This is a genomic window from Variovorax sp. PAMC26660, assembly GCF_014302995.1.
Classification (GTDB): Bacteria; Pseudomonadota; Gammaproteobacteria; order Burkholderiales; family Burkholderiaceae_C; genus Variovorax.
On the sequence record NZ_CP060295.1, the window covers coordinates 2,961,011 to 2,977,616 of the forward strand.

The 16,606-nt window shown below is 67.7% G+C and carries 18 protein-coding genes; 11 read left to right on the forward strand and 7 right to left on the reverse strand.

Annotation, left to right across the window (positions count from 1 at the left end; genetic code table 11):
• Positions 1–458: 458 nt before the first annotated feature.
• Complete coding sequence (locus H7F35_RS14230) at positions 459–1,004, reverse strand: MarR family winged helix-turn-helix transcriptional regulator (RefSeq protein ID WP_187113478.1); 546 nt, start codon at positions 1,002–1,004, stop codon at positions 459–461.
• A gap of 197 nt (positions 1,005–1,201) precedes the next feature.
• Between H7F35_RS14230 and H7F35_RS14235 the strand changes: the two genes are divergently transcribed.
• Complete coding sequence (locus H7F35_RS14235; protein WP_187113479.1) at positions 1,202–2,179, forward strand: tripartite tricarboxylate transporter substrate-binding protein; 978 nt, start codon at positions 1,202–1,204, stop codon at positions 2,177–2,179.
• 18 nt (positions 2,180–2,197) lie between these two features.
• On the opposite strand, the gene H7F35_RS14240 is transcribed toward H7F35_RS14235, so the two are convergent.
• The 4 genes from H7F35_RS14240 to H7F35_RS14255 are packed head-to-tail and all read right to left on the reverse strand — an operon-like array spanning position 2,198 to position 6,080.
• Positions 2,198–3,364, reverse strand: coding sequence for a mandelate racemase/muconate lactonizing enzyme family protein (locus H7F35_RS14240; RefSeq protein ID WP_187113480.1), 1,167 nt, complete (start codon positions 3,362–3,364; stop codon positions 2,198–2,200).
• A 40-nt stretch (positions 3,365–3,404) separates the two neighbouring features.
• Complete coding sequence (locus H7F35_RS14245; protein WP_187113481.1) at positions 3,405–4,115, reverse strand: SDR family NAD(P)-dependent oxidoreductase; 711 nt, start codon at positions 4,113–4,115, stop codon at positions 3,405–3,407.
• Complete coding sequence (locus tag H7F35_RS14250; RefSeq protein ID WP_187113482.1) at positions 4,105–5,085, reverse strand: Bug family tripartite tricarboxylate transporter substrate binding protein; 981 nt, start codon at positions 5,083–5,085, stop codon at positions 4,105–4,107. Before H7F35_RS14250 ends, H7F35_RS14245 begins: the two co-directional genes overlap by 11 nt.
• Positions 5,086–5,141: 56 nt before the next feature.
• Positions 5,142–6,080, reverse strand: a complete 939-nt coding sequence (locus H7F35_RS14255; RefSeq protein ID WP_187113483.1) for a dihydrodipicolinate synthase family protein — start codon at positions 6,078–6,080, stop codon at positions 5,142–5,144.
• A 116-nt stretch (positions 6,081–6,196) separates the two neighbouring features.
• Between H7F35_RS14255 and H7F35_RS14260 the strand changes: the two genes are divergently transcribed.
• Positions 6,197–7,135 carry a LysR family transcriptional regulator gene (locus tag H7F35_RS14260; RefSeq protein WP_187113484.1) on the forward strand — a complete coding sequence of 313 codons (939 nt, stop codon included), beginning with the start codon at positions 6,197–6,199 and terminating at the stop codon, positions 7,133–7,135.
• A 15-nt stretch (positions 7,136–7,150) separates the two neighbouring features.
• Here the strand turns inward: H7F35_RS14260 and H7F35_RS14265 are convergent, their stop codons facing one another.
• Positions 7,151–7,822: an RraA family protein gene (locus H7F35_RS14265; RefSeq protein WP_187113485.1), complete on the reverse strand. Its 672-nt coding sequence runs from the start codon at positions 7,820–7,822 to the stop codon at positions 7,151–7,153.
• Between the two features lie 32 nt (positions 7,823–7,854).
• The gene (locus H7F35_RS14270) at positions 7,855–9,063 is read right to left on the reverse strand and encodes an aspartate transaminase (RefSeq protein ID WP_187113486.1); all 1,209 of its coding nucleotides are present in this window, start codon (positions 9,061–9,063) and stop codon (positions 7,855–7,857) included.
• 162 nt (positions 9,064–9,225) lie between these two features.
• Between H7F35_RS14270 and nac the strand changes: the two genes are divergently transcribed.
• From nac to H7F35_RS14315, 9 genes are all read left to right on the forward strand, one after another.
• Complete coding sequence (gene nac / locus H7F35_RS14275; protein ID WP_261803626.1) at positions 9,226–10,164, forward strand: nitrogen assimilation transcriptional regulator NAC; 939 nt, start codon at positions 9,226–9,228, stop codon at positions 10,162–10,164.
• A gap of 147 nt (positions 10,165–10,311) precedes the next feature.
• Positions 10,312–10,740, forward strand: coding sequence for an acetyl-CoA carboxylase biotin carboxyl carrier protein (locus H7F35_RS14280; RefSeq protein WP_187113487.1), 429 nt, complete (start codon positions 10,312–10,314; stop codon positions 10,738–10,740).
• Between the two features lie 12 nt (positions 10,741–10,752).
• A complete protein-coding gene (accC, locus tag H7F35_RS14285; RefSeq protein ID WP_187113488.1) occupies positions 10,753–12,105 on the forward strand; it encodes an acetyl-CoA carboxylase biotin carboxylase subunit in 1,353 nt (450 codons plus the stop codon).
• The gene (gene pxpB / locus H7F35_RS14290; protein WP_187113489.1) at positions 12,102–12,770 is read left to right on the forward strand and encodes a 5-oxoprolinase subunit PxpB; all 669 of its coding nucleotides are present in this window, start codon (positions 12,102–12,104) and stop codon (positions 12,768–12,770) included. Before accC ends, pxpB begins: the two co-directional genes overlap by 4 nt.
• The gene (locus H7F35_RS14295; protein WP_187113490.1) at positions 12,767–13,756 is read left to right on the forward strand and encodes a biotin-dependent carboxyltransferase family protein; all 990 of its coding nucleotides are present in this window, start codon (positions 12,767–12,769) and stop codon (positions 13,754–13,756) included. Before pxpB ends, H7F35_RS14295 begins: the two co-directional genes overlap by 4 nt.
• A gap of 1 nt (position 13,757) precedes the next feature.
• Positions 13,758–14,153 carry an acetyl-CoA carboxylase biotin carboxyl carrier protein gene (locus H7F35_RS14300; protein ID WP_187113491.1) on the forward strand — a complete coding sequence of 132 codons (396 nt, stop codon included), beginning with the start codon at positions 13,758–13,760 and terminating at the stop codon, positions 14,151–14,153.
• A gap of 16 nt (positions 14,154–14,169) precedes the next feature.
• Positions 14,170–14,934 carry a LamB/YcsF family protein gene (locus tag H7F35_RS14305; RefSeq protein WP_187113492.1) on the forward strand — a complete coding sequence of 255 codons (765 nt, stop codon included), beginning with the start codon at positions 14,170–14,172 and terminating at the stop codon, positions 14,932–14,934.
• Positions 14,935–15,116: 182 nt separating this feature from the next.
• A complete protein-coding gene (locus H7F35_RS14310) occupies positions 15,117–15,869 on the forward strand; it encodes an SDR family oxidoreductase (protein ID WP_187113493.1) in 753 nt (250 codons plus the stop codon).
• A gap of 31 nt (positions 15,870–15,900) precedes the next feature.
• The gene (locus H7F35_RS14315; protein WP_187113494.1) at positions 15,901–16,602 is read left to right on the forward strand and encodes an amino acid ABC transporter permease; all 702 of its coding nucleotides are present in this window, start codon (positions 15,901–15,903) and stop codon (positions 16,600–16,602) included.
• Positions 16,603–16,606: the final 4 nt, after the last annotated feature.

Below are 16,606 nucleotides of genomic sequence, written 5' to 3' on the forward strand. Positions count from 1 at the left end.
GGTTCATTCGTAGATCCCCAATTCGATTTTCTTGATCCTGCCCGCGTGAAGAGGGTCGCGGCTAGGTGGACAGAGTCTGAAAGCCAGGGGCTATAAACGCTGTGGTGAAAATTCTTTGCTCGTGTCGTGTCGTGTCGTGTCGTGTCGTGTCGTGTCGAGGCGAGGCGAGGCGAGGCGAGGCGAGGCGAGGCGATAACTCTAGGGATCGACGGTTGCCGAGAGCCGGTCGGGCTTCAGGTCGCTTCCCGTAACCCCCTTCAAAAAAGTAAACAAGTCTTCCGAAAAATAGGAAGATGTTTGCAAATAGAACGGGAAGTTCGCAGGAAACAAGTCGAAATCCATTCGAAGGCTTCTCATTTGTTTACGAAAAAGGTCGTCATAACCGTACTGAAAAACGGTTGATTCGTCTGTGATCAAAGGCCTCCAGCACCTGTGCTGGGGGCCTTTTTCTTTACCGCTCAGCCTTCGCGCTCGGGCCACCGATGCCGCGTGCCCCCCGAGCGCCGGTCCGCCTTCTCCACGACGGCACCCTGTGCGATCAGCTCGCTCCCACGCTGCTCGAGATGCCGCAGGCACCGCAGAAAGATCTCCAGCTCCGCAGGGTCGATGCCCGCCAGCAGATCGGTGTTGAGCGCCGCGATCCGGGGAAACAGCTTGCCGAAGAGCTGCTGACCCGAAGGGCTCAAACGCACGTGGACCTCGCGCCGGTCCTGCGCATCCTGCCGCCGTTCCACCAGCTTCTTGTCGACCAGGCTGCGCAGTCCGCGCGAGGTGCGCACCCGGTCCAGTTGCAGATGCGCGGCGAGCGTCGATGACGTCACCTCGCCCTCTTGCGCGAGGGTGCCGATCATTCCCCACTCGCGGCGCGTGATGCCGAAGCCTCCTTCGACCAGCCGGGTCGCCATGCCGCTGCCGGCGCGCGCGGCACGTGACAGCCGGTACATCAGCAAGTCGTCCAGGGAACGGGGCGCGCGCAACGCTGCTGCATCGGGAAAGGATTGCATACGGATGGGTTCAGAAGGGCCGGGAATGTGGTTCGCTCGCCTCGGCGCACAGGTGATGGATTAGATCAACTGTTTGTGGCGTACGTATAACTCAGTAACAAGTTTCCACAAGCAGCAACAGGTTCGGCAGGCGATTTTCGCCGTGCAGGAAGCGCGCCTGCCTGTTCACCACCACCACACCGCCCGCAGGAGATCCGATGGTTGCATTCCTTTCCCGGCGCAAGCTCATGGCATGGGGCATGGCCCTTGCCGCTTGCGCACCCGTGGCCCATGCCCAGGCACCCGCGCTGGACGGCCCGCTGAGCCTCGTGGTCGGCTACGCCCCCGGCGGCAGCACCGACCGCATCGCGCGCCTGATCGCGGAGCGGCTGACGCCGAAGCTCGGCGTGGCTGTGACCGTCGAGAACCGTCCCGGCGAAGGTGGCCGGCTCGCGGCCAAGGAGGTCAAGCGCGCGCCTGCCGGGCAGAACGTGCTGATGCTCGGCAACCCCGCGGTGATGGTGGTCGCGCCGCTCGTGTTCAAGGACGCGGGCTACGACCCCGACAAGGACTTCGTGCCCGTGTCGCAGGTCAGCAGCTACGACTTCGCGCTGGCGGTGGGCAACAAGCTGCAGCTCGACCGCGCGATGTTCCTGGTCGGGCGGCTCTGGGCGCATCCGGAAGAAGCGGTCTTCGGCGTGCCTGCCACCGGCAGCCTGCCTCACTTCTTCGGCCTGATGGTGGGCGATGCCTTGAGCGTGCAGCCGCAGATCAAGGGCTATGGCGGATCGGCGCCATTGTCGGCCGATCTGATCGGCGGCAGCCTGCCGATTGCCATCGACACGCTCGACTCGGTCTATGCCCAGCACGTGGCCGGCAAGATCCGCATCCTGGCTGTGTCGGGCAAGAAGCGCGCGAGCTTCGCGCCCGGTATTCCGACCTTCCGCGAAGCCGGCATGAAGATCGATGCCGATGGCTGGAACACCTTCTTCGCACCCAGTGCGATGGCGCCCGCGAAGGTGCAACTGCTGGCCAACGCGATCCACGATGTGATGAAAGACCCGGGGCTGCAGAAGGCGGCCGACGCGCTCTACATCACGCCCGTGGTCAGTACCGCTGCGGAGACCGCGCAGATGCTCAAGGCCTATCGCCAGCAATGGGAGCCGGTGGTGCGCCGCTCGGGCTTTCAACCCTGACCCTGAGCCTCCAGTCGTTCAGCTCGCAAGCGCCCGCATCTGCGCAATGAGATCGGCCTTGCCCTCGAAGCCGATGCCCGGCAGCGGCGGCAGCGTGACGTAGCCGTTGTCCACCTTCACGCCATCGGGGAAGCCGCCGTAGGGCTGGAACAGGTCGGGGTAGCTCTCGTTGCCGCCGAGCCCGAGGCCGGCCGCAATTGCCAGCGACATCTGGTGGCCGCCGTGCGGAATGCAGCGCGAGGGCGACCAGCCGTGCGCCTTGAGCATGTCGAGCGTGCGCAGGTACTCGACCAGCCCGTAGCTGAGTGCGCAGTCGAACTGCAGCCAGTCGCGGTCGGGCCGCATGCCGCCGTGGCGAATCAGGTTGCGTGCGTCCTGCATCGAGAACAGGTTCTCGCCCGTGGCCATCGGGCCCGCATACACCTCGCCCAATTTCGCCTGCAGTTCGTAGTCGAGCGGATCGCCGGCCTCCTCGTACCAGAACAACGGGTACTGCGACAGCGCGCGGCCGTAGTCGATGGCGGTGGGCAGGTCGAAGCGGCCATTGGCGTCCACCGCCAGTTGCTGGCCGGGGCCCAGGAGCTTGAGCACCGACTCGATGCGTTCGCAATCTTCCGCGAGCGAGGCGCCACCGATCTTCATCTTCACCACCGAGTAGCCGCGCTCCAGGTAGCTGGTCATCTCGCGTTGCAGCCCTTCCAGCCCCTTGCCCGGGTGGTAGTAGCCGCCGGCCGCATAAACGAACACGCGCGGGTTGGGCGTGCCGTTGCCGTAGCGCTCGGCCAGCAACTGGTAGAGCGGCTTGCCTGCGATCTTGGCGACCGCGTCCCACACGGCCATGTCGATGGTGCCCACGGCCACCGAGCGCTCGCCGTGGCCGCCGGGCTTCTCGTTGATCATCATGCGGGCCCAGATCTTGTGCGCATCGAGGTTGTCGCCCGTCTCGTCGACGAGCGAGGCCGGATCGGCTTCCAGCAGGCGCGGCAGGAAGCGCTCGCGGATCAGTCCGCCCTGGCCGTAGCGGCCGTTGGAGTTGAAGCCGTAGCCGATCACCGGCCGGCCGTCGCGGACCACATCGGTGACAACCGCCACCAGGCTCAGGGTCATCTTCGAGAAGTCGATGTAGGCGTTGCGGATGTCCGACTTGATGGGGCGCGTGGACTCGCGGATGTCGACGATTTTCATGGTCTGTCTGTGGTGGGAAAAAAGAGAAAAAAGAAGAAATTCAGCGGTGCAGCGACGCACCGCCGCAGATGGCGATGTCCTGCCCGGTGATGGCGGCAGCGGATGTGGAAAGCAGGAAGCCGACGAGCGCGGCGATTTCCTCCGGCTGGATCAGCCGGCCGATGGGCGGCAGGCGCGGTGCGCTGCCCGCGCGCGCGGGGTCTTGCAGCATCGAGGTCTGCGTCGCGCCGGGCGACACCACGTTGATCGTCACGCCCCGGTCGGCAACTTCCGCCGCCCAGCTTCGCGCGAGCGCGATCAACGCGGCTTTGGTCGCGGCGTATTGTCCGCGCCCGGGCATGCCTTGCGCGACGCGGCTGCCGACGAACACCACGCGACCACCGGTGCCGCGTGCGGCCATCGCGGGCACGAGGGCATCGGCCAGCCGGGTGGCGGCATCGACGTGCAGGCGCCACATCAGTTCGCCGCCCGCATGGTCGAGCCGGCCCAGCGGCCCCACGCGCAGCACGCCGGCCGCATGCACCAGCGCGTCGACGTTCCCAGGCGCGGTCGTGGCGCGCGCGATGTCCTCGGCCTGCGACAGGTCCACCGTTGCATGCGCGAAGCCTGCCTGCGACAGCAGCGTCGGCGCCGCGAGATCGAGCCCGCTCACGCGCCAGCCCTGCGCCAGCAGGTGCGACGCGATGGCGCGGCCGATGCCGCCGCTGCTGCCCGTCACGACGGCATGCGGTGCGGTGTCGTCATTCGACATGAATGCCGCCTTCCACAATGATCTTCTTCGAGCGCGCCATGTCGGCCGCCTGGAACTTCACGAAGTCGTCGACGCTGCCCGGCGTGAGCAGCAGGCCTTGCGCGTTGAGCGTCTCGCGCATGTCGGTGCCCAACGCCTTGTTGACCTCGGCATTCAGCCGTTGCGTGATGGCGGGCGGCAGCTTCGCCGGGCCCCACAGTCCGTACCAGCTATAGAACTCGTAGCCCGGAATGCTTTCGGCCACCGTGGGCACGTTCGGCAGGCTCGTGGCGCGCGTGGCCGAGGTGACGGCAATCACCTTCACCATGCCGCTCTTTTGGTACTGCAGCGAGCCGAGGATGGGGTCGATGAAGCCGTCGATCTGCCCGCCGATCAAATCCTGGAAGGCTGGCGCGGTGCCCTTGTACGGCACGATCAGGTAGTCGAGCCCGCCGCCCGCGCGCTTGAGCAGTTCGGTCGACAGGTGGCCCGCCGAGCCGATCGAGCCCACCGCGAAAGTCATCTTGCCCGGATGCGCCTTCGCATAGGCAATGAGCGACTTCACGTCGGTCACCGGCAGGTTCTTGTTGATGGCCACCGACAGCGGCGCTTTTGCGACCAGCGCCACCGGCGCGAAGTCCTTCACCACGTCGTAGGGCACGGACTTCATCGTCATCGGCGCGGTCGTGAAGGTCGAGGCGTTGAACAGCAGCGTGTAGCCATCCGCCGGGGCCTTCGACACCACGTCGGCGCCGATGATGCCGTTGCCACCGGCCCGGTTCTCGACGATGAAGGTCTGGCCCGTCTGCTCGCCGAGCTTCTGTGCCAGCAGGCGGCCGATGGTGTCCAGCGTGCCGCCCGGCGGAAACGGGATCACCATGCGCACCGGCCGGCTCGGCCAGGTCTGCTGGGCAAAGCCCGGGGACGCAGCGGCCAGTGCGAGGGCCATCAGCGTGGCCTGCGCGGCGCGCAGGAAATGGTGGCGTTGCATGTCTCTTGTCTCCTTGTGGTTATGGGAAAGGCCCGGCGGTGCTGCCGGGCGGGCGCTCAGCGCCTGGACAGGCCGGCCTGCTGCACGGCCGCGTGCAGCGCTTGCATCTCGCGCGCGTTGGGCGCCTCGGTCGGCGGGCGCACCGTGGCGTTGTCGAGCACGCCGGCCAGGTACATGCCGCCCTTCATGCGCGCATGCGCTTCGCCGGTCGGTTCGCCGCCGCCGTAGACGGCATCCTTGAGCGGCGTGATGAGTGCCTGCACCGCCATCGCCTTTTTCAGGTCACCGGCCTTCACCGCATTCCACAGGTCGATGATGAGTTGCGGGATGAAGGTCGCGAAGCCGACCAGCGCACCGTCGACGCCTTGCACCATCGAAGCCAGCAGATATTCGTCGTGGCAGGTGAGGATCGCTTTGGACGCATCGGCCTCGCGGATCGCCTGGATGTCGCGGGCGTACTTGTTCATGTCGCGCTGCCCGACCTTGAAGGCCTGCAGGTAGGGCAGGCGGGCCAGGTCGGCCAGGAGCTGCGAAGAGTACGAGGCGCGCGTCCATGCCGGGTACACGTGGCAGACCAGGTCCAGTTCGGGCGCGGCACGGTGGATGGCGTCGAAGTACTGCAGCGCATGCCCCGGCGTGAAGCCGAAGCGCAGCCAGTGGTGGGGCGGCATCACGTCGAGCGCCACAGCGCCGGCGGCCTGCGCGGCACGCGCATGCTCGGCGGCTTCGGCCAGGCCTTCGCACACGATCGACGAGATCACCGGCATGCGGCCGCGCAACTCGTCCGCAACGATGCGGGTCACTTCGGCGCGCTCGGCCGGGGTCAGCGAAAACACTTCGCCGGTGTGGCCGTTGGTCATGATCGCCACCACGCCGTCATGGCCCGCCAGCCACGAAGCCAGCTTGCGCAGGGCCGGCTCGTCGATGCGGTGGTCGGCGGTGAAGGGGCAGGAAATGGCGGGAATGATCCCGCGATAATTCGCGATGGAAGGCATGCTGTGTCTCCGTTGTGGTTCGAGGTGCAGGAATGCGTGCATCTTTTGCTGGCGGGGTGCGAACCGTCCAATACTCGAATCGCATACAACTATTCAAACCACCAACCGCGCTGCGCATGGGCCCCGGCAACCGACCTCTGGACATCGAATGGCTGGAAGATTTCCTGGCCCTGGCCGAGACCGGCAATTTCTCTCGCGCGGCACAGGCACGCTCCATCGCCCAGCCTGCGTTCAGCCGTCATATCCGTGCGCTGGAGGAATGGGTGGGCGTCGACCTGTTCGACCGCAGCGCGCACCCGACCGCATTGACGGCGGCGGGCAAGCGCTTTCAGCCGCTGCTGCAGGAGGTGCTGGCCGGCCTTGAAGCTGCCCGCATCAAGGCAAAGGCCGCGCATGACCTGGCTGCCGCGAGCCTGAGCTTCGCGGCCACGCACGTGCTGTCGCTCACCTTCTTTCCGCGCTGGCTGGGACGCATCGAAGCCCGGCTGACCCTGGGCCCGATCCAGACCATTTCAGACAGCTCCCTGGCCTGCGAAGACCTGATGCTGCAGCGTCGCGTGCAGTTCGTGCTGTGCCACGGCCACGCCGACGCGCCGGGCCGGCTGGACGATGCGCAGTACCCGATGCAACGCCTGAGCGACGACGTGCTGGTGCCGGTCGCGGCGCCCGATGCGAACAGAGCGCCGCTGCACGCGCTCGGCACCGGTCAGGCACCGTCGGTGCTGGCGTACAGCGAAGCATCGGGGCTGGGGCGGATCATGCGGTCGATCCAGGACAGCGAGTTCGGCAAGGACTTCGCGCCTTCGCTGTCGGTGGTCTTCACCGCGCACCACGCAGCGCTGCTCCGCACGATGGCGCTCGAAGGGCGCGGCCTGGCGTGGCTGCCGATGAGCCTGGTGGCGGAGGACCTGCGCCACGGCACGCTGGTGGATGCCGGCGCGGGCGCGTGGCGAGTGCCGGTGGACATCCGGCTGTACCGACAGGCCGCGCACATGGCGCCGGTGGCCGAGGCGCTGTGGCAGTTGGTCAGTGGCGGCGGCGCGTCACGCGACTGAGAGAAACAGACAGGCTCAGTTGGCGCAGCGCGCTTCGAGCGCATCGAGAAAAGACCGGTCCCAGCATCCTTCCTTCATGGCCTGTATCGTGCGCGCCTCCGTCTCCAGGTGCGCGCGGGCCTTCTCGATCAGCCATTCGGCATCGCCGGGCGCGAAGGCCATCAGGCCGTCCTGGTCGCCGACCACGATGTCGCCGGGGTTCACCACCATGCCGCCCACCGACACGGGCACGTTGATCTCGCCGGGGCCGTCCTTGTACGGGCCGCGGTGGTTCACGCCACGCGCATACACCGGGAAGGCGCGCTCGCGGATCTCGGCCACGTCGCGGATCGCGCCGTCGAGCACCACGCCCACGGTGCCGATGGTCGCGGCATAGAACGACAGGATGCCGCCGATCACCGCGTTCGTCACATCGCCGCCCGCATCGATCACGAGCACGTCGCCGGGTCGGCAGAACTCGAAGGCCCGCATCATCGTGAAGTTGTCGCCCCCGCGCGTCTTCACGGTGACCGCCGTGCCGGCCATGGTCTTGTGCCCGGGGCGGTGGTAGGGCTGCAGGCCCACGCTGCCGATGTTGCGGTGCATGTTGTCGCTGAGCGCGGCGACCGGAATGTCGTGCAGCGCGGCGACGATGGCCGGCGCGACTTGCGGGGCCGACGGGTTCTTGCGGATGGCTTTGTAGGGCATGGGAGTTGTCCTCGGGTGTTCGGGTGGGTGCGTCAGCGCAGTGCGACCACGGCACGCGCAATGCGCGTGCAGCCTTCTTCCAGCGTCTCGATCGACGTGGCAATGGAAAGGCGGAAGTAGGGCGACAAGCCGTACGCTGTGCCCGCGACCACGGCCACGCCTTCGCTTTCGAGCAGGTACATCACCACGTCGCCGTCTTCGTCCAGCCGCTTGCCTTGTGGTGTGGTCTTGCCGATGAGGCCGCCGCAGTCGATGTACAGATAGAAGGCGCCGGGCGGCGTGGCGCAGCTCAGGCCGGGGATGTCGTTGATGAGCGCCAGCGTGCGGTCGCGCCGTTGCTTGTACACGGCCACGCTCTCGGCCACGAAGCGCTGGTCGCCATTGAGCGCGGCCGCCGCGGCCGCCTGGCTCACCGAGCAGCAGTTGCCGGTGGACTGCGACAACAGCGTGTCCAGCGCCTTGATCAAATCGGCCGGCCCGGCCGCATAGCCGATGCGCCAGCCCGTCATCGCATAGGTCTTGGAGACGCCGTTCACGATCAGCGTGCGCTCGCGCAGTGCGGGCGCCTCCACGAGCAGGTGCGGCGTCGCCTCGCCGTCGAAACGGATGTGCTCGTAGATCTCGTCGGTCATCACCATCACGTGCGGATGGCGTTCCAGCACCTCGGCCAGCGCGCGGTACTCGGCACCCGTGTAGCTGGCGCCGGTCGGGTTGCTCGGCGAGTTGATCAGCAACCAGCGCGTGCGCGGCGTGATGGCGGCTTCGAGTTGCGCGGGCGTCAACTTGAAGCCATGCGCTTCGGGGCATGCCACGGTGACCGGCGTGCCTTCGCAGGCCAGCACCATGTCGGGGTACGACACCCAGTAGGGCGCGGGAATGATCACTTCGTCGCCCGGCTCCAGCGTGACCGCGAAGGCGTTGTAGATCGCGCTCTTGGCGCCGCTGGTGGCAATGATCTCGTTCATCGCGTAGTGCAGGCCGTTCTCGCGCTCGAGCTTGGCGGCAATCGCCTGGCGCAGCTCCACCGTGCCGGCCATCAGGGTGTAGCGCGTTGCGCCCTTCTCGATGGCGGTGGCTGCGGCCTGTCGGATGTGGGGCGGCGTGTCGAAGTCGGGTTCGCCCACCACGAGGTTGACGATCGACTTGCCCTGCCTGCGCAGCTCGTTGGCGCGGTCGGCGGCAGAGGTGCTGGGCGAGGGCTTGATGCGCCGCACGCGGGCGGCAATGCGGGAGAGCGTCACTTGTCTTCCTGGGTTGGGGATTGCACGAACCGAACGGTACGCACATCGCTCCCGCGAGGCCAAGACAAGATTGCTCTGGCTGGATAGGCGCAACTTATGGTGAGCCCCGATAGCCGCCCCAGGGGAGCGATGCTAGGCTCGGCTTTTGCTTGGGGACAAGGCGTGAACCTGCGACGCCTCAAATATTTCGTGAAGATCGTGGACATCGGCAGCCTGACGCAGGCGGCCGAGGTTCTTTTCATCGCCCAGCCCGCGCTGAGCCAGCAACTGGCCACGCTCGAGGGCGAGGTGCGCCAGCAATTGCTCGTGCGCACCAAGCGCGGCGTGACGCCCACCGAGGCCGGCAAGGTGCTGTACCGCCACGCGCAGATCATCCTGCGCCAATGCGAGCAGGCCCGCGTCGACATGGAAGCGGCCGGCGAAGGGCTGTCGGGCCAGGTGTCGGTGGGGCTTGCGCCCGGCACTGCCGCCTCCGCGCTTTCGCTGCCGCTGCTGCGCACCGTGCGTGCGCGCCACCCTGGCATCCTGCTCTACCTGAACGAGAACTACGGCACCACGCTGAGCGAACTCATCATGAACGGCCGCATGGACCTGGCCGTGCTCTACGGCGACAAGGCCATCCACGGCCTGAGCTTCCTGCCGCTGCTCAAGGAGCCGCTGTTCCTGGTCGGGCCGGCATCGATGCCGGCACCCTCGCAGCCGGTGAAGCTGGCCGACCTGCGCGACATCGAGCTCTTCCTGCCGCGCCCCTACAACGTGGTGCGCAAGCTGGTCGACGCGGCCTTCGTGCGCGCGGGCATGGTGCCGCGCGTGGTGGCCGAGATCGAGTCGGCCTTCACGCTGACCGCGGCCATTGCCGACGGGCTGGGCGCCACCATCCTGCCGGCGTCGATGGCGCGCGAAGTGGTGGCGTCCTGCGGTGCCTGGCAGTTCCAGATCGTCGATCCGATCATCGAGGCACCGCTGGCGCTGTGCCAGTCCGACCACCTGCCGCTGTCGGAGCCGGCGCAGGCGGTGAAAAGCATCCTGCTGGAGCTGGTGGTCGACCTGGCCGGCACCTTCGCGGCCACGCCCGAACCGGAGCTGGCCGCGCTGTCGTAACGCGCTGTCATAAGCCGGCCTTATCCCGGCACAGTCATTCCGTCTTGGGCTTTGTGCCCCTGGCCCGTTACCTTTCATGTCTGCCGTTATGCGTTCGCGGAACGCGTCGGTCACCAAGGATGTTCTGTCGCCACAGACAGGCCCGGCATGAAGCAGGAACAGATCAAGACGCTCATCGACGCACTCGCCGCTTCGGACCTCGCGGAGCTGGAATACAGCGAAGACGGCAGCACGCTGCGGCTGGTGAAGCAATCGGCGTTGACGGCCGCGCCCGTGGTGCGCAGCCCGGCGGTCGTGCGAAGGGCGCCTGCTGCGGTGTCCTCGCAACCGACGCCGACCGCTGCGGCCGAATGCCTCGCGCCGCTCTACGGCGTGGTGCACCTGCAGCCCGCACCCGGCGAGCCGCCCTTCGTGCAGCCGGGGCAGGGGGTCGAAGCCGGCCAGCTGCTCTGCGTGATCGAGGCCATGAAGATGTTCAACGAAGTCCGCGCCGAAGCCGCTGCCACCGTGCAGGCCGTGCTGGTGCATTCGGGCCAGGAAGTGGATGCAGGGCAGCCCCTGTTCCGCTTCGGCTGAGGGCGCGGCGCAATGTTCGATACCGTCCTCATTGCCAACCGCGGCGAAATCGCGCTGCGCATCCTGCGGGCCTGCCGCGGCCTGGGCCTCAAGACCGTGGCCGTGCATTCCGAGGCCGACCGCGAGGCGAGCTACGTCGCGCAGGCCGACCAGTCGCTGTGCATCGGGCCGTCGGCGCCGGGGCAGAGCTACCTGAACCAGTCTGCGATCCTGTTCGCTGCCGAAGTCAGCGGCGCGCAGGCCATTCATCCGGGCTACGGCTTCCTGTCGGAGAACGCGGGCTTTGCCGCGCGCGTCGAACAGGCCGGCCTTGTCTTCATCGGCCCCAGCGCCGCCTGCATCCGCACCATGGGCGACAAGGTCTCGGCCAAGCGCGCGATGCGCAAGGCCGGCGTGCCCTGCGTGCCGGGGCCTGACGAAGGGCTGCCGCAAGACCCGGCCGCCATCCAGGCCATTGCGCGCGAGATCGGCTACCCCGTGATCGTCAAGGCCGCCGGCGGCGGCGGCGGGCGCGGCATGCGCGTGGTGCGCGACGAAGCGGCATTGCTGGACGCGATGGCGCTGACGCGCGAGGAAGCGCGCCAGGCCTTCGGCAACCCCGAGGTATACATCGAGAAATTCTTGCTGCATCCGCGCCATGTCGAGATCCAGGTGCTGGCCGACAGCCACGGCAACGCGGTGTGGCTGGGCAGCCGCGATTGTTCGCTGCAGCGCCGCCACCAGAAGGTGATCGAGGAAGCACCCGCGCCCGGCATCGACGACGCACTGATGGCCGAAGTGGGCGAGCGTTGCGCGGCCGCCTGTCGGCAGATCGGCTACTGCGGTGTCGGCACCTTCGAGTTCCTCTATGAGAAGGGCGCCTTCTATTTCATCGAGATGAACACCCGCCTGCAGGTCGAGCATCCGGTGACCGAGATGACCACCGGCATCGACATCGTGCAGCAGCAGTTGCGCATGGCGCGCGGCGAACGTCTTGCGCTGACGCAGCGCGAGGTGCGCTGCCAGGGACATGCGATCGAGTGCCGCATCAACGCCGAGAACCCGGACACCTTCGCGCCCGCGCCCGGACGCATCACCGGCTGGCAAGTGCCGGGCGGCTTCGGCGTGCGCGTCGATTCACATGCCAATGCCGGCTATCGCGTGCCGCCTTACTACGACTCCATGATCGCCAAGCTGATCGTGCACGGCAGCACCCGCACCGATGCGCTCGACCGCATGCGCCTGGCGCTCGCCGAGATGCGCGTCGAAGGCATCGCGACCAACGTGCCCCTGCACCGCGAACTGCTGCGTGACGAAGGCTTTGCCGTCGGCGGCGTGGACATCCATCACCTCGAACGCTGGCTGCAGCAAAGGAGCGCTGCGTGATTGCATCCCGACCATCGATCAGCCTCCTGGGCACGACCGCGCTGCTCTTCGAGGCACCCGGCGAGATGAACCTCGTCTCGCAGCAGCGCATCTGGGCGCTGGCGCGCGAGACCCAGGCCTGGCCCGAGATGCGCGAAGCCGTGCCGGGCATGAACAACCTGATGCTGACCTTCCTGCACCCGCCGCGCGGCCTCGACGCGCTCGAGGCCCTGCAGGAGCGCCTGCGAGATGCATGGGACGCGGCCGTCGCTGTGCCGCGCGAAGGCCGCGTGGTCGAGCTCCCCGTGGTCTACGGCGGCGAGGGCGGCCCGCACATGGCCGACGTGGTGGCGCACACCGGCCTGAGCGTCGAACAGATCGTCGAGTTGCACAGCGCACCGCTCTACCCGGTGTATGCGCTCGGCAGCCACCCCGGCTATTGCTACCTGGGCGGCATGGACGCGCGCATCGCCACGCCGCGCCGCAAGGTGCCGGTGCTGAGCATTCCGGGCGGCGCGGTGTCCATCGGCGGCGCGCAGACCGGCGTGTCGGCCTCGGCCGGGCCCAGCGGCTGGAACACCATCGGCAGCACCGCGATGTCCTTCTTCGATCCGGCGCAGGACCCGCCCGCGATGCTGCAGCCGGGCGACATGATCCGTTTTCGCGTGGAGGGCATCGTCCGATGATCGAAGTGCTTTCTTCGGCCGCGCTGGCCACCGTGCAGGACCTGGGGCGCACCGGCAGCCTGCGCTGGGGTGTCGGCACCTCGGGTGCCATGGACAACCTGTCGCTCGCGGCCGGCAACCTGCTGCTGGGCAACGCGCTCGGCGCGGCCGCCATCGAAGTGCCGGTGTTTCCCTTCAAGGTGCGTTTCGACGAAGACTGCGCCTTCGCGCTGACCGGCGCCGATTGCGCGGCCCGGCTGGACGACCAGCCGCTGCTGCCCTGGTGGGTGCACCAGGCGCGGGCCGGGCAGGTGCTCACACTGGGCTTGCCGCAAGGCGGCGCGCAGCGCGGCAGCCGCGCCATGCTGTGCCTGGCCGGCGGTGTCGATGTGCCCGAAGTGCTGGGCTCGCGCAGCACCCAGTTGCGCGGCGCCTTCGGCGGTCATGAAGGTCGCGCGTTGCGCCGCGGCGACCTGCTGCGCGCCGCTGGCGCGGGCACGGCGTGCAAGACCGGCTTCGGCCTCGTGCCGCCCGCGCTTGTGTTGCCGTTGCAGCGAGATGGCGTGGCCGCTGTGCGCGTGCTGCCGGCGGCGGAGTACATGGGGTTCGAGCCCGCATCGCGTGCTGCCTTCTGGTCGAGCGAATGGAAGATCACCGCGCAGAGCGACCGCTACGGCTACCGCCTCGAAGGCGAAGCGCTGCGCCCCATCGCGCCGATGGAACTGCGTTCGCACGGCATCGTGCCGGGCGTGATCCAGGTGCCGCACAGCGGGCAGCCGATCATCCAGATGCGCGATGCCCAGCCCTCGGGCGGCTATCCCAAGTTCGGCACCGTGATCGAGGCCGACATGTGGCGGCTCGGCCAGGCACCCATCGGCAGCCGCATGCGCTTCATCGAAACCACGTGGGACGCAGCATTGGCCGCGCTCGACGAAGTGCGCGCCTGGCTCGACAAGGCAGCGCGCATGGTGGAACTGCACCGCGGCGCGCCCGTGGCAAGGCGCTGACATGCAGAGCGTTGCGCTGCAAGCCAGCCAATTCGCCGCGTGGCTGGCCGATACCGACATCGGCCTGCTCGAACTGCACACGCCGCAAGGCACGCTGCGCCTCGGGCGGCGAGGCAACGACATCGTGGAACTGCCCGTCGAGGTGACCGAGGCCGAGACGGTGTCGGTACGCGCCCCCTCGATCGGCGTATTCCTGCACAGCCATCCCTTGGCAGGCGCGCCGCTGGTTCGCATCGGGGAGAACGTGCTCACCGGGCAAACCGTCGGCCTGCTGCAGATCGGCCCGCTGCTGCTGCCGGTGACCACGGCCGATGCCGGCGAGATCGCCGCGATGTGCGTGGCCCACGGCCTTCCTGTCGGCTACGGCACGCCGCTGATCGAACAGCATCCCCTCTGACACGCAAGGACATCCCATGGACATCGATCTCAACGCGGACCTGGGCGAAGGCTTCGGCCCCTGGCGCATGGGCGAGGACGAGGCGTTGCTGGACATCGTTTCTTCCGCCAACGTGGCCTGCGGTTTCCATGCGGGCGATCCGGTCATCATGGACCGCACCGTGCGCATGGCACGCGCCCGTGGCGTCGACGTGGGCGCGCATGTGGGCTTTCCCGACCTTCTCGGGTTCGGCCGCCGGCCGATGCAGATCGAGCCGAAGGAGCTGGTGGCCTATGTGCTCTATCAGCTGAGCGCGCTGGAAGGCATGGCGCGCACCGCCGGCCATCGCATGACGCACATGAGTTTTCATGGCGCGCTCGGCAACATGGCCGCGGCCGACGCCGCGCTCGCCGAGCCACTGGTGCGCGCCGTGGCGGACTTCGATCCCTCGCTCATCGTCAGTTCTTCCGCCAGCCGCGCCATCGAGGATGCGGCCGCGCGCTGCGGCCTGCGCGTGCGCACTACCTTCCTGGCCGACCGCGCCTGCGACGACGACGGCCTGCTCGTGCCGCGCAAGCTGCCCGATTCGGTGATCCACGACCGCGATACGGTGCTGGCGCGCGTGCACCAGTTGCTGCAAGAGGGCACGGTCACGAGCTACACCGGCAGGAAGATTCCGATGCGCGTGCATTCGATCTTGCTGCACGGCGACACGCCCGGCGCCGTGGACCTGGCCCGCGCCGTGCGTGGCGTGGTCGAGAAGGTGGGGCGGGTGGTGCCCATTTCCAGGCAGTCGGGCTGACGGGTCCGAGGCTCGCCATACCGGGCATGAACATGGTGCTTACCCTTGGTCATATGCACCGATCCCGGGCGACATAAGGGCGGCTTATCGCTCCACAGTCAAACGGTCTTGGCGCCGCGAACAGGCGCTCGATACAGTGAATTCCAGGCAGTCGATCTGCCGTTTCAACGAAAGAAATCAACATGCCGTTTTCCGACTACAAGACCGCGCTGGTGACGGGGGCCTCCTCGGGCATCGGCGCCGCCGTTGTCGAGCGCCTGTGCAAGGAAGGCCTGAAGGTCCATGCATTGGCGCGCAGCGCCGACAAGCTGGCCGAACTGGCCGCGCGCACCGGCTGCATTCCGCACGCCATCGACGTGAGCGACCTCGCGGGCATCACCCGCCTCACGCAAGAGATCGAATTCGACGTGCTGGTCAACAACGCCGGCGTGGACCGGCCTGGCTCCATCCTCAAGGCCGATGCCGAGGGCATCGACCTGCTGGTGGACGTGAACCTGCGCGCCGTGCTGCACCTGTGCCGGCTCGTGGTGCCCGGCATGGCCGCGCGCGACCGGGGCCATGTGGTCAACATCAGTTCCATTGCCGCGGCGTACAACTTCGGCGGCAACAGCACCTACCACGCGACCAAGGCGGCCGTGAGCATGCTGTCGCGCCAGCTGCGCATCGACGTCTTCGGCAAGCGCGTGCGCGTCACCGAAATCTGCCCCGGCCGCGTGGCCACCGACATCTTTGCGCACGTGCACGGCGACTCCGAAGAGACCCACAAGCGCTTCGTCGAAGGCTACGAGCTGCCGCGGGCCGAGGACATCGCGAACGCGATTGCCTTTGCCATCGCGGCGCCCATCGCGGTCAACGTGGGCCACATGGAAATCACGCCCACGCTGCAGGTGCCCGGCGGCCTCTCGACCGCACGCCCCGAAGCGCCGCAGGCCTGACGGCTCCCCACGCCACGCCAAGGAACAGCGCATGAAGGACTTCGACCTGCTGGCGATCCTGCTGAAGCCGGAGTTCGGTGCGATGCTGCTGCACGGCCTGCTGGAAACGCTGAAGATCGCGGCCGGTTCCTGGCTGCTGGCGATGGCCATGGCCGTCGTGCTGCTGGTCGTGCGGCTCACGCCCAACCGCGTGGCCGGCCGGGTGGTGGCTGGCTATGTCTCTTACCACCGCAACGTGCCGACGCTGGTGCAACTCATGCTCTGGTACTTCGGCATCTTCAGCCTGCTGCCCGATGCGCTGCAGGGCTGGCTGTCGGTGCACAACGCCGAGACCCTCCTTTCGATCGTCGCGCTCGGCCTTTGCCAGGCCGCCTACTTCAGCGAAGACATGCGCTCGGGCCTGCGCTCGATTCCGGCCGGGCAGGCCGAGGCCGCGCGCGCCCTGGGCCATGGCTACATCGGCTCGATGCGCCACGTGATGCTGCCGCAGGCGATTCGCAACGCGGTGCCCGCGCTGGTCAACCACAGCGTGTCGCTCTTCAAGAACAGCAGCCTGGCCATGGCCATTGGCGTGGCGGAGCTGACGCATGCGGTGAAGGAGATCGAGAGCCAGAGCTTTCGCACCTTCGAGGCCTACAGCGTGGCAACGGTGCTGTATCTCGTGTGCTCGCTGCTCATCATGGCCGTGGGCGGCTGGCTGTCGCGGCGCTATCGCATCGTCGGGGCGAGGTAAGCCA